The 13,665-nt window shown below is 68.5% G+C and carries 8 protein-coding genes; 1 reads left to right on the top strand and 7 read right to left on the bottom strand.

Annotated elements, in window-relative coordinates:
* Positions 1-54: 54 nt before the first annotated feature.
* From ACRAKF_RS29690 to ACRAKF_RS29660, 7 genes are all read right to left on the bottom strand, one after another.
* On the bottom strand, positions 55-933 hold the full coding sequence (locus ACRAKF_RS29690) for a carbohydrate ABC transporter permease (protein WP_447040610.1): 879 nt from the start codon (positions 931-933) through the stop codon (positions 55-57).
* Positions 933-1,883 (bottom strand): carbohydrate ABC transporter permease, encoded by a 951-nt coding sequence (locus ACRAKF_RS29685; RefSeq protein WP_447040609.1) that lies wholly within the window; start codon positions 1,881-1,883, stop codon positions 933-935. Before ACRAKF_RS29685 ends, ACRAKF_RS29690 begins: the two co-directional genes overlap by 1 nt.
* Before the next feature lie 60 nt (positions 1,884-1,943).
* Entirely contained in the window at positions 1,944-3,164 is a 1,221-nt protein-coding gene (locus ACRAKF_RS29680) for an extracellular solute-binding protein (protein ID WP_447040608.1), read from the bottom strand.
* A 189-nt stretch (positions 3,165-3,353) separates the two neighbouring features.
* Positions 3,354-4,247, bottom strand: a complete 894-nt coding sequence (locus ACRAKF_RS29675) for a carbohydrate ABC transporter permease (RefSeq protein WP_447040607.1) — start codon at positions 4,245-4,247, stop codon at positions 3,354-3,356.
* 21 nt (positions 4,248-4,268) lie between these two features.
* The gene (locus tag ACRAKF_RS29670; protein WP_447040606.1) at positions 4,269-5,318 is read right to left on the bottom strand and encodes a carbohydrate ABC transporter permease; all 1,050 of its coding nucleotides are present in this window, start codon (positions 5,316-5,318) and stop codon (positions 4,269-4,271) included.
* Positions 5,319-5,353: 35 nt separating this feature from the next.
* A complete protein-coding gene (gene ngcE / locus ACRAKF_RS29665; protein ID WP_447040605.1) occupies positions 5,354-6,787 on the bottom strand; it encodes an N-acetylglucosamine/diacetylchitobiose ABC transporter substrate-binding protein in 1,434 nt (477 codons plus the stop codon).
* A 240-nt stretch (positions 6,788-7,027) separates the two neighbouring features.
* Positions 7,028-9,511: a serine/threonine-protein kinase gene (locus ACRAKF_RS29660; protein WP_447040604.1), complete on the bottom strand. Its 2,484-nt coding sequence runs from the start codon at positions 9,509-9,511 to the stop codon at positions 7,028-7,030.
* A 191-nt stretch (positions 9,512-9,702) separates the two neighbouring features.
* On the opposite strand from ACRAKF_RS29660, the gene ACRAKF_RS29655 reads away from it, so the two are divergent.
* On the top strand, positions 9,703-13,599 hold the full coding sequence (locus ACRAKF_RS29655; RefSeq protein ID WP_447040603.1) for a GH92 family glycosyl hydrolase: 3,897 nt from the start codon (positions 9,703-9,705) through the stop codon (positions 13,597-13,599).
* Positions 13,600-13,665: the final 66 nt, after the last annotated feature.

Below are 13,665 nucleotides of genomic sequence, written 5' to 3'. Positions count from 1 at the left end.
GGCCGTCCGGGGGCAATTGGGCGAGTTGGCCCCTGCACGCAAGGGCCCGCCCCGCTACTTCACCGACCCCGCCGTGAGCCCGCTCACCACATGCCGCTCGATGAAGGCGAACAGCACGATGACCGGCACGATCGCGACCACGGAGGCGGCGAAGAGGTAGTTCCACTGCACCGTGTAGTTGCCGATGAAGTTGTTGATGCCCACGGTGAGCGGCTGCTTGGCGGGTTCGGTGGTGAGCGTGAGCCCCATGACGAACTCGTTCCAGGCGGTGATGAAGGTGAAGATCACCGCGGTGACCACGCCCGGCAGCGCGAGCGGCAGCGTCACCTTGATCATGGCCCCGAAGCGGCTGGTGCCGTCCACCATGGCGGCCTCTTCGAGCTCCGGCGGGATGGAGCTGATGTAGGCCGTCAGGATCCACACCGCGAAGGCGAGGTTGAACGCCGCGTTGGTGAGGATCAGCGTCCAGACCGAGTTGAGCATGTCGAGCTGGTGGAACTCGCGGTAGAGGCCGACCAGCAGGGCGGTGGGCTGGAACATCTGGGTGACCAGGACGAGCAGGAGGAACAGCTTGCGGCCCCGGTAGCGCATGCGCGCCGTGTAGTACGCGGCCGGCAGCGAGACGATCAGCACGAGCAGCGTGGCGCCGCCCGCCACCAGCAGGGTGACCTGGAGGTTCTGCCCGAGCTCGGACTCCTTCCACACGTTGACGAAGTTGGCCCACTCCAGGTCCTGGGGCAGGTAGGTGCGGTCCCGCAGCTCGTCCTTGGGCCGCAGCGCGGTGACGATCATCTCCAGGTACGGCGCCAGGAAGAGCGCGGCGAGCAGCCACGCGACGGCCGTGTAGACCAGGGTGCGCGGCCGGAAGGAGCGCTTCTTCGAGGCCCCCGGGCTCTTGTGCGGCGCCTTGCGCGGCGCCGTGGCGGTGGCCATCAGTCCTCCTCGTTCCACCGGCTGACCTTCAGGAAGATCAGCACGAGCACCACGACCATCAGGAAGTTCACGACCGACATGGCCGCGGACTCACCGATGTCGGTCTCCTTCAGCTTGTACATGAACACCATCGACGTGGAGGTGTCGTAGCCCGGGCCGCCCTGCGTCATGGCCCAGATGATCGGGAAGGAGTTGAAGACGTTGATGAGGTTGATGACCACGCCGACGAGGAACGCGGGCCGCAGCATCGGCAGCGTGATGTACCGGTACGTGTGCCAGGTCCCCGCCCCGTCGATCCGGGACGCCTCGTAGATCTCCTGCGGGATCGTCTGGAGCCCGGCGAGCAGCGTGTACGTGGTGAAGGGCAGCGAGACGAACACGGCGACGGCCATCATCCAGGGCCAGGCCGTCTCCGGTTTGCCCAGCCAGTCCTTGGAGCTGTCGATGAGACCGAGGTCCAGCATCACGGTGTTGAGGACGCCCGCGGTCTGGTTGAGCATCCACTTGAAGCCGATGGCGGTCATCAGGACGGAGGCCGCCCAGGGGGCGATGAGCGCCCAGCGGGCGATGCGGCGCCCGAGGAACTTCTGGTTGAAGAGCTGCGCGAGGGCGAGCGAGAACAGCATCGTGAAGCCGACGACGACGATCGTCCACACCACGGTCCAGAGCAGGACGGCCCCGAGGTCGCTCTCCTCGAAGAGCTTCTTGTACTTGTCGGTCCCGGCGCTGCCGCGCACCTTGCCGGAGATCGAGACGTTGAGGAACGAGGTGCGGATCAGTTCGACGACGGGCCAGACGACCACGGCGAGGATCAGCAGGATGACGGGCGCTATCCAGGGCAGCGGGCCGAGCCGGGCGATGCCGCTGCGGCGGCTCACGCGGCCCGGTGCGCGCCCGCCCCGTCCCCGGCCGCCGCGGGCGGCCGGGGACGGAGGGGCCTTCAGGGACACAAGGACTCCTTGCGAACTGGGCGAACTGGGCGAGCTGTGCGAACTGGGTCGGGACAGCGGCTACTTGGCTTCGGCCGCCGCGGTCTCCGCCTTCTTCTGGAGGTCGCCGAGGATCTGCTTGGGGTCGTCGGAGACGGCCTTGCCACCGGTCTTCTTCATCTCGGCGGAGACGACGTCCCAGGAGGTGTCACCCAGCGGGTAGAACTTGGCGCTCGGCAGCACCTGGAAGAACGGCTCCAGGTCCTTGTGCTTGCCGTTGCTCTGCATCTGCTTCAGGGCGTCCTGCGTGACGGGCATGAGGTTGTACATCTCGTCGAACGCCAGCATCTTCTTGGAGTACGTGAAGTCCAGGAACTTCTTCACGGCCTCCTTCTCGGCGCCGCCGTCCTTGAACGCCATCATCCAGTCGGCCACGCCGAGGGTGCTGTCGAGCGGGCCCGTCTTGCCGGGGATGGGCACGACGCCGTAGTCGACGTTGCCCTCCTTGGCCATCTGGATCAGGCTCGGGTGGCCGTTCAGCATGCCGACCTTGCCGGCCGCGAAGTCCCCGAAGGCGGTCTTGCGGTCGGTCGAGGCGGGGTTGGCGTAGGTGAGGCCGGGCTCGACCAGCTTGGTCTTGAGCCACTCGAAGGTCTCGACGTTCTGGGCGCTGTCGAGGGTGTACTTGCCGTCCGCGTCGGTGTAGCCCCCGCCGTTGCCGAGCTCCCACATCATCGTCTCGCCCTGGGTCTCCTCGGGGCCGAGCGGCAGGGCGTACGGAGTCTCGGCGGCCTTGGCGGACTTGATCTTCTTTGCTGCCGCGGCGAGCTCGTCCCAGGTCTTCGGCGGGGTCTTCACGCCGGCCTTCTTGAAGACGTCCTTGTTGTAGAACATCACGCGGCTGGAGGAGACCCACGGGATGCCGTACTGCGTGCCGTCGACCTCGCCGGCCTTGGCGAAGGTCGGGATGAGGTTGTCGCGCGTCTTGGCGGACATCACCTCGTCGGCCTTGTAGAGCAGGTCGTCGGCGACCTTGTCGGCATAGCCGCCGGTCTGGAGGAGGTCCGGCTCGTCGCCCGCCTGGATCATGTTCTTGACGGACTTGTCGATGTCGTTCCAGTTGATGACCTGGACGTCGACCTTGTAGCCCTTGTTGGCCTTCTCGAATTCCTTCTTGACCTCGTTCCAGTACACCTTGGAGGCGTTGGAGGCCTTGTCGCCGTAGTCGGCCGCGACGAGCTTGATCGTCTTGCCGTCGCCTTCGTCGCTGTCGCCACCACAAGCGGTAAGTCCGAGTGCCATGCAGAGCGTTGCCGCACCGGTGGCGACCATTCGATTCCTCATGCTGTTCAACCCTTCGACATCCTTGTCGACTTGAGCGCGTACAGTCGCACCCTGCGGCGCCGTCGCGCCGACATTACTCACGTGACGTTTCGCCTCAACAGGCCTAGACCACTTTCGTGGCCAACCTGAAATCACCTACTGCCAGGCCTACTTGAGAGCACCGGCCGTGAGACCGGCCTGCACCTGGCGCTGGAAGACCGCGTACACCACGAGCACCGGCAGCATGGCGATCGTCAGGCCCGCGAAGAGGGCGCCCCAGTCCCCGCGGTACCCCTGCGAGACCGCCAGCGAGGCGAGCCCCTGCGGCAGCACGTAGTTGTCCTTCTCCTCGTTGTTGAGCAGCAGCGGAAGCAGGTACTGGTTCCACTGGCCGAGGAAGTTGAAGATGCCGATGCTGACCAGGCCCGGCTTGGCCATCGGCAGCATGATCTGGAAGAACGTACGGGTGTGCGAGGCCCCGTCGACCATCGCCGCCTCCTGCACGCCGGTCGGCAGCGTACGGAAGAAGGAGGTCAGGAAGAAGGTGGTGAACGGCAGCGAGTACGCGATGTACGCGATCATCAGCCCCGGCCGGGTCTCAAGCAGCCCGAAGTTCTCCATGACGGCGAAGAGGGGGACCAGCGCGAGGATGACGGGGAACATCATGCCGCCCGCGAACAGCATGAAGATGAGGCGGTTGCCCGGGAAGGTGAAGCGGGCGATGACATACGCCGCCATCGAGCCGAGCAGCATCGTGCCGGTCAGTGAACCGGACAGGATGATCAGCGAGTTGATGGTGTAGCGGCCGATGTCGGCCTTGTTCCACGCGTTGGCGAAGTTCTCCCAGTGGAAGGAGGCGGGCCAGCCCATCGGGTCGCTGAGGATCTCCGCCGAGGGGCGCAGCGCGGTGAGCGCGACCCAGATCAGCGGACCGGCGGCGAGGATCACCCACAGGACGAGGAAGGCGTGCGAGAAGACGTTGAGGGTGGCACCCTTCTCCTTCTCGCCGCGGGGCGCGTCGGAGGCTTCGAGGCGGGGCGCGGTGGTGGTGGTCGTGGTCATGATGCAGTGGCTCCCGCGGTCTCAGTATTCGATCCGGTCGCGATTCCCGGCCCGCATGACGATCAGGGAGAACGCCATGCTGAGGACGAGCAGGACGACGCCGATGGACGTGGCGTAGCCGTACTGGCCGTCGCGGAAGCGTTCGTAGAGGAAGACGGGGGTCACCTTCAGGACGTGCGGCGGCACCATCACCAGGCAGATCGCGAAGGTGTCGAGCGCCTGGATGCCCATGTAGATCCAGCCGGTGCGCACCGTGTCCCGGATCAGCGGGAGCGTCACGCTGAAGAAGGTGCGGGCCCGGCCCGCGCCGTCGAGCAGCGCCGCCTCGTAGACGTCCTTGGGGATCGAGCCCATCGCCGCCGAGAACAGCACCACGTAGAAGCCGATGAAGCTCCAGCTGATCACGGTGAGCAGCGCGATCACGGCGAGGGTCTGGTCGCCGCCGAGCCAAGCGGGTCCCGCGACGCCGACCTTGTCGAGGCCGCCGTTGATCAGACCGCTGCGGGTGTTGAAGACGCGTCCCCACACGACGGCGATGATGGCGACGGAGAGCACCTGCGGGAAGAAGTAGACGACCTTGTAGAAGGACGATCCCGCGACGCCCGCGATGGCCTGTCCCCTGCGGTGCCGGCCGCCCGCGGTGATCATGTAGGCGAAGAACATGCCGAGGACGAGCGTGAGGGCCGGGGCGATGACGAGCAGGAGGGTGCTGACCTGCAACGAGTCCCAGAACCGCTCGTCGTTCCACATCTTCTGGTAGTTGTCGAACCAGACGAAGTTCGCGACGGGACCGCCGGACCAGTCGGTGAACGAGTAGTAGATCGCCTGGAGGAAGGGCGAGACGACGAACAGCGCGTAGAACGCGAGCGGCACGGCCAGGAAGCCCACGATGAAGCGGTACTTGTCGAGCGTGCGGTAACGCCGGTCGTAGCGGACCCGTTCGGGGGTGAAGCGGGGCGGCAGCAGGATCGCGACGAGGAACAGCAGCCGGCTCGGTGGGCCCGGCGCGGGCCCTCGGTCCGCCCGCTTCTTGGGAGGTGGCGTCTTGCCCACCAGGGAGTCGGTCTTCATGCTGCTCAGCCCCGCCCGCTCTTCCGCCTCGCTCGTCAGGCCTTCTTGACCTTGCTGATGTCGGGGTCCTTCAGGATCCGCTCGGTGGCCTTCTGCATGGTGTCCATGGCCTGCTTGGGGCCGATCTGGCCCTGCATGAACTTGTGGACCATGTTGTTGAAGTCCTCGCGGAACAGCTCGTTGTACCAGTCCATGAACTGCGGGATGACGATGTTGTCGCCGGCCGCCTTGATGGCCGCCTGCGCGCTCGCCGTGCCCGACGGCAGGTCCTCGCCGTCGATGGCGCCCTTCACGACGGGCATCGAGCCGACCTCCTTGAAGAGGTTGAGGGCGGCCTTCTTGCTGTACATCATCCGCAGCCACTCCAGGCCGCCCTGGCGGTTCTCGGCCTTGGCGGGGACGACGAAGGGCTCACCGGCCGGGGCGTAGAGCGTGCCGAAGGGCATCTTGTCGCCGGAGTCGAGCGAGGGGGTCGCCCCCACCGTCATGGCGAAGTCCTTCGGCGTGGTGTCCTTGGCCTCGTTCTCCACCCAGGAGCCGTTCGGCACGAAGAGGCACTTGCCCCCCTGCGTCCAGGCCGTCTGCATCTCGGTGTGCGCCTCGGTGCCGTCAAAGCCGGTCAGCACGTACTTCTTGGCGACCACTTCCTCCCAGGCCTCGAAGACGTCCTTGACGGCGTCGTGCTGCCAGGCGCCCGGCTCCAGGTAGTCCATGGCCTCGGTGACGCCGCGGCCGCCGCGCTGGGCGAACATCGCGTACATGCTGAAGAACATGTAGCGGGGGTGGCCGCCCGGGTAGCTCCAGCCGTGGATGCCCTTCGCCTTGGCCTTCTTGCAGACCGCGAGCATCTCGTCCCAGGTCTTCGGGTACGCGGAGTCGAGGCCGTCCTCCAGGAGCTTCTTGGAGTACCAGTTGCCGTACACCGTCAGGGCGACGTTGAGCTGGTAGCACTCCTTGCCGCCGAAGCGGCCCATCTGCTCGACGACCGGCACCAGGGTCTCGCGCACCGTGACGTCCGGGTCGTCCCACGAGGGGGCGTCGAGCACCTCGCCGAGGTCGGCGACCTGCTTGTTGTGGACGAGCTTGCCGATGTTCATCTGCTCGGCGCCGGAGTTGTTGACGACGTCCGCCGTGGGCTTGCCGCGCACGATCTTCGGCTGCACCTGGGTGGCGATCTTCTCCGTGGCCTTCTGGTCCGGCTTCGCCTCGGGGTACTTGTCGGCGTACATGTCGGTGACGTACTGGGCGTACTTGTCGCCGTAGCCACCGTTGAAGATGTAGACCGTGAGCCCCGCGTCCGCCTTCACGCCGAGCGGGTTCTTCTTGGTCTTCTTGCCCTTCTCGGCCTTGTTCTCCGAGCCGCCTCCGCTGGCGCAGGAACTGAGTGCCCCGACAGCGGGCACCGCGAGCAGACCCGCTGCCGCCGCCCTCTTCATGACATCACGACGGTTGACGCTGGTGGATCCCATGCTCAAGTCCTCGCCTTCTCCAGGACTCAGGCGGTGAACCGGACCCTCCCGGCACCGCGGTGGTGTGGGACGCCGACAGGTATAGTCCACTCGCGTTCCACCGGGCAAGATCGAATACACGTTTGCCCCGCAGGGTTTCCGAGTTGAGACCTGCGACGTTCCCTGGTCGAACCTCTCGCACCTGGCCCTCGCGACGCGTGGACTTTCGCGCCGGTTTCCATGGACTTTCCCGCGAGGCCCTCAGAGCTCGTCGGCCGCGTCCTGGATGCGGTCCACCGTCTCACCCGGGGTGGCGCGGCCGAGCAGCATCTCGCTCAGCGCCCGGCCGCTCACGTCCTGGAGTTCGGTGGCCTCGAAGCCCCTCCAGTCGAACGCGTTGCCCTTGGCCCCTTCGTACGCGGCGATCGCCGACCCGGCGCCGGCGGTGAGCCCTTTCCACTCCCCCGCGCCCCGGACGGCCGGCAGGGCGCCGTGCCGCGCGGCGAACCGCCCGGCCGACGGGCGCCCGAGCATGATGCGCAGCAACTCCATGGCCGCTTGGGGATTTTTCGCCCGCTCGGGTACGACGAAGGGCTCGCCGTAGTTGACGGCGACGGTCCCGAACGGCAGTCGGTCGTCCCCGGAGACGGCCGGCGGCGGGCCCACCGCCGGGTCGAAGCCCTCGGGCGGCCGGGACTCCTTCTCCAGCCATGAGCCGTTCGGGATGAACAGGGCCTCGCCCTCGGTCCACCGGGTCTGCGCCTGGGTGTGGTCGTAGCCCGCCGACTGCTTCAGCACATGGCCGCGCCGCCCCAGTTCGGCGTACGCCTCGAAGACGTCCCGCACGGCCCGCGCGCGCCAGGCCCCCGGCTTGTTGTCCACCAGGGCGTCGAGCGCCTGCCCGCCGCCCCGCTTGGCCACGGAGGCGGCCACGGCGAACCACAGGTAGTAGGGGTACTTGCCCGGGTAGACGAGCCCGGCCATGCCCCGCCGATCGGCGGCCGCGCAGACCGCGAGGAGGTCGTCGAAGGTGCGGGGGTAGCTCTTGCCCAGGTCGCGCAGGGCCTTGCGGGAGTACCAGAGGCCGTAGACCGTGAGCAGGTAGTTGATGCCGTGCACCGGCCCTTCCCCGCGGGGCCCGCCCCCCTCCGCGGCGCCCGGCAGCAGCATGTCCCGCACCTTCTTGCCGGGGCTGCCGATCGCCGGGGCGTCGAGCAACGGGGTGAGTTCGCGCAGGCCGCCGCCCTTGGCCAAGGTCCACACATCGGCGAAGCCCTCGCCGGAGTTCTGGATCAGATCCGGCGGTGATCCGTCGACCAGCTCGGACGGAGCGCGTTTGCCGGGGTCCGGGGCGAACTCCTCCGCCACGTCGATGCCCGGGTACGCCTCGCCGAGGCGCCGCACCGCGTCGGCGAGCATGTCCTTGCCGTACGGGCCGTCGAAGAGCAGCAGCGACAGGCCCCCGCTCTTCGCCACCTGGAACGGATCGGCGGCGGTTCCCGCCTCGGCGCCGCCCTTCCCGCCGCCGGACCCACCTCCGCCTTCGCCTCCGCCGCCGTCGTCCCGGCCGCGCAGCACGGCGAACGTCCCGCCCACCGCGGCCGTGGCGACGCCCGCGGCCGACACCGCGAGCAGCGCTCGGCGGGAGAGCCCCCTGCGGGGCACGCCGGCAGCGGCCGAAGCCACGGCGGGAGGAGCCACGGCGGGAGGAGCCACGGCAGGGGGAGCCACGGCGGCCGGAGTCACGGCGGGAGGAGGTCCCACGCCCGGCGGAGGAGCAACGCCCGGCGGCAGAGCCCCAGCCGAAGTCGCGGGAGACCGCGCCCCGGGCTCCGACACCGCCTCCGGCTCCGACACCGCCCCGCCGGCCGCCCCGGCCCGCCCCCGCACCAACGTCGTGAGCTCGTCCGGCAGCCACCGACCCGGTCGCCCCTCCGGCAAGGTGGCGGGTACCGAGAACTCCGCGAGGAGCGAGGCCACCGTGGGGCGCTCCGCCGGGGCCTTGGCCAGGCAGCGCGCCACCGCGGTCCGCAGCGAGCCGGGCACGCCGTCGAGCCGCGGCTCCTGCTCCATCGTGCGGTAGATCATCGCGAAGACGTCACCGTGGCCGAAGGGCCCCTCCCCCGTGGCCGCGAAGACAAGGGTGGCCCCGAGCGCGTACACGTCCGTGTGCGGGCCGATCTCCGAGCCGCGGAGCTGCTCAGGAGCCATGTAGCCCGGAGTGCCCGGCACTTGCCCCGTCCGGGTGATCTGGGAGTGGGCGACCGAGCGGGCGATACCGAAGTCGATGACGCGGGGGCCGTCCTCGGCGAGGAGGATGTTGGAGGGCTTGAGGTCACGGTGCGTCAGTTCGGCCTCGTGGATCGCCGCGAGCGCCGCCGCCGTCCCCGCCATCAGCGCCCGCAGCGACGCCTCCGGAAGCGGCCCGCCCGTGGCGACGGCCTCGGAGACCGACACGCCGGGGATGTACTCGGTGGCGAGCCACGGCCGCGGCGCGTGCGGATCGGCGTCGAGCACGGCCGCGGTGAACCGCCCGTCGACCTTGCGCGCGGCGTCCACCTCGCGCGCGAACCTGCGGCGGAACGCGACGTCGTGGGAGAGTTCGGGCCGTGCCGCCTTGATCGCGGCGAGGCTCCCGTCCGGCGCCCGGCCGAGGAACACCTCTCCCATGCCTCCGCTGCCGAGCCTTCCGGACAGCGCGTACACACCCATCGACTCCGGATCGCCGGTCCCGAGCGGCTCCATGCCCCCGTCACCTCCCCCGTTCCGCAGGTGAGAGTACCGTCGCCCCGCACCGGCGGGCAGTCGGCCACCAACGGTGACTCCCGCCCCGCGAATCCCGGCAACAGCCTTGACACCCCTCACCACTTCACTCCCTACTAGACCTTGCGTAGCGATCGTGACAACGTTGTCCAACCGCAGGGAGGGGCTCGGGGATGCCGCAGCCGGCTCGCAGACCTCGATACAGACACCAGCGTCCGGGGATTCCCGGGGCGCGCTCGGCAGCCGCCATCGGAACGGTGGCGCTGGCGCTCGTCGTGGCGGCCCAGGGGGCCGCCGTCGCCGGGCCCGAGAAACCACCGCGTACGGAAGCCGAGTTCTTCTCCTCGTTCGAGGAGGGCGAGGCCGTGCCGGACTGGCTGAACACCGTGGAGACCGGCGCCGACGGCAAGAAGAAGGCCGCCGGGGTCAACGGCGAGTTCAGCTCGGGACTGCCCGGCAGCGTGATGAACCACGTCACCGACGTCAGGGCCAGCGGCGAGAACGCCGGCTCCGGCGAGGTGGCGGAGAACCTCATCGACGGCGAGGCCACCAGCAAGTGGCTCACCTTCGACAAGGCCGGCTGGGTCGAGTTCGACCTCGACGAGCCCGCCAAGGCCGTGACGTACGCGCTGACCTCGGCCAACGACCACGCCGAGCGTGACCCCAAGGACTGGACCCTGAAGGGCTCCACCGACGGCGAGGACTGGAAGGTCCTCGACGAGCGCAAGGGCGAGACGTTCGACGGCCGTCACAAGACGAAGAAGTACGACTTCGACAACGCGACGGCCTACTCGCACTTCCGCATCGACGTCACCGGCAACAACGGCGCCTCCGACGCCCTGCAACTCGCCGACGTCCAGCTCTCCGTGGGCGGCTCCGAGGCGCCCGCCCCCGAGGACATGCTGAGCCTGGTGGACCGCGGTCCCAGCGGCTCCCCCACCGCCAAGGCGCGCGCCGGGTTCACCGGAAAGCACGCGCTGCGCTATGCGGGCAGCCACAAGGCGGACGGCCACGGCTACTCGTACAACAAGGTCTTCGACGTCAACGTCCCGGTGAAGCGCGACACCGAGCTGGGCTACCGCGTCTTCCCCTCGATGGCCGAGGGCGACCTGGACTACGCCGCCACGAACGTGGCCGTGGACCTGGCCTTCACCGACGGCACCTATCTGAGCGACCTCAAGGCCGTCGACAAGCACGGCTTCGCGCTCACCCCGCGGGGCCAGGGCGCCGCCAAGGTGCTCTACGTCAACCAGTGGAACAACGTCGCCTCGCACATCGGCGACGTCGCGCGCGGCAAGACGGTCGACCGCGTCCTCATCGCGTACGACGCACCGAAGGGCCCGGCCAAGTTCCGCGGCTGGCTGGACGACGTGTCGCTCAAGCAGGTGGCGCCCGCCAAGCCGAAGGCGCACCCCTCGGACTACGCGGACACCCGGCGCGGCACCAACTCCAGCGGCGGCTTCTCGCGCGGCAACAACATTCCCGCCACGGCGGTCCCGCAGGGCTTCAACTTCTGGACGCCGGTCACCAACGCGGGCTCCCTGAGCTGGCTGTACGACTACGCGCGCGGCAACAACGACGACAACCTGCCGACGATGCAGGCGTTCGGCGCGAGCCACGAGCCGAGCCCGTGGATGGGTGACCGGCAGACGTTCCAGCTCATGCCGTCCGTGGACAAGGACACCCCGAACGCGTCGCGGACCAAGCGCGCGCTGCCGTTCAAGCACGAGAAGGAGACGGCGCGCCCGCACTACTACGGCGTGACGTTCGAGAATGGCCTGAAGGCCGAGATGGCGCCGACCGACCACGCGGCGATGATGAGGTTCACCTACCCCGGTGACGACGCGAGCGTGATCTTCGACAACGTCAACGACAAGGGCGGCCTCACCCTCGACAAGGAGAAGGGGATCGTCTCCGGCTTCTCGGACGTCAAGTCGGGCCTGTCGACCGGCGCCACCCGCATGTTCGTCTACGGCACCTTCGACACCCCGACCACCGCGGGCGGCAAGCTGGACGGCGGCGGTGGCGGCGACGTCACGGGCTACCTCCGCTTCAAGCCCGGCAAGGACCGCACGGTCACCCTGCGCCTCGCCACGTCCCTGATCGGCCTGGACCAGGCGAAGGCCAACCTGAACCAGGAGATACCCGAGGGCACCTCGTTCGACCGGGTCAAGGACCGTGCCCAGAAGAGCTGGGACGACATCCTCGGCAAGGTGGAGGTCGAGGGCGCGAGCGAGGACCAGCGCACGACGCTGTACTCCTCCCTGTACCGCCTCTACCTCTACCCGAACTCCGGCTTCGAGAAGGTGAAGGGGGCCGACGGCAAGGCCAAGCACCAGTACGCCTCGCCCTTCTCGCCCGCGACCGGCAAGGACACGCCGACCCGCACCGGGGCGAAGATCGTCGACGGCAAGCCGTACGTGAACAACGGCTTCTGGGACACCTACCGGACGACCTGGCCCGCGTACAGCCTGCTCACCCCCAAGAAGGCGGGTGAGCTGGTCGACGGCTTCGTGCAGCACTACAAGGACGGCGGCTGGACCTCGCGCTGGTCCTCGCCGGGTGCCGCGGACCTGATGACGGGCACGTCGTCCGACGTGGCGTTCGCCGACGCGTACACCAAGGGTGTGAAGTTCGACGCCGAGGCCGCGTACGACGCCGCGCTGAAGAACGCGACGGTCGCGCCGCCCGCCCCGGGCGTCGGCCGCAAGGGCATGAAGACGTCGCCGTTCCTCGGCTACACGCCCAGCGAGACGCACGAGGGCCTGTCGTGGGCGCTTGAGGGCTACCTCAACGACTACGGCATCTCCAAGATGGGCGCCGCCCTCTACAAGAAGACGGGCGAGAAGCACTACAAGGAGGAGTCCGAGTACTTCCTCAACCGTGCCCGTGACTACGTGCACCTCTTCGACGGCAAGGCCGCGGGCGCCGGCACGAAACCCGGCTTCTTCCAGGGCAAGGACGCCAAGGGTGTCTGGCGCGTGGACTCGGAGAAGTTCGACCCGCGCGTGTGGGGCCACGACTACACCGAGACCAACGCATGGGGTTACGCCTTCACGGCCCCGCAGGACTCGCGCGGCCTCGCCAACCTCTACGGCGGCCGCAAGGGCCTCGGCGACAAGCTCGACACGTACTTCGCGACCCCCGAGACGGGCTCCGCCGAGTTCGCGGGCTCCTACGGAGGCGTCATCCACGAGATGACCGAGGCGCGCGACGTCCGCATGGGCATGTACGGCCACTCCAACCAGGTCGCCCACCACGCCGCGTACATGTACGACGCGGCCGGGCAGCCACACAAGACGCAGGAGAAGGTCCGCGAGGTCCTCTCCCGCCTCTACACCGGCAGCGAGATCGGCCAGGGTTACCACGGCGACGAGGACAACGGCGAGCAGTCCGGCTGGTACCTCTTCTCCTCCCTCGGCTTCTACCCGCTGGTCATGGGCAGCGGCGAGTACGCCATCGGCTCGCCCCAGTTCACCAAGATGACCGTGCACCTGGAGAACGGCCGCGACCTGGTCGTCAAGGCGCCGAAGAACAGCGCCGAGAACATCTACGTGCAGGGCCTGAAGGTCAACGGCAAGAAGTGGAACTCGACGGCGCTCCCGCACACGGCCATCGCCCGCGGCGGTGTCCTGGAGTTCGACATGGGCCCGAAGCCGTCCACGTGGGGCTCGGGCAAGAAGGCCCAGCCGACCTCGATCACCAAGGACGACAAGGTCCCGTCGCCGAAGAAGGACGCCCTCAAGGGTGAGGGCGCGCTCTTCGACAACACCTCGGCGACGGACGCCACGTCCTCCGCCCCGGTGGAGCTGCCGGTCGCGGGCAGGACGAAGGCCGTGCAGTACACGCTGACGTCGTCCACGGACAAGGCGAAGGCGCCCAAGAGCTGGGTGCTCCAGGGCTCCGCCGACGGCAAGAAGTGGCGGACGCTGGACAAGCGCTCGGGCGAATCCTTCGCCTGGGACCAGCAGACCCGGGCGTTCACGGTCGACCGTCCGGGAACGTACGGGCACTACCGGCTGGTGCCGGACGGCTCCGCGACCCTGGCGGAGGTGGAACTGCTCGGCTGACGGCACGGGCGCCTGATGGCGAGGAGGTCGTCTGCGGCCGGGTTGCGAACTCGGCCCAGACGACCT

Source organism: Streptomyces sp. DSM 118878 (assembly GCF_052936595.1).
The sequence above is the reverse complement of the archived record's forward strand: the minus strand, read 5'-3'. Positions and strand labels throughout refer to the sequence as shown.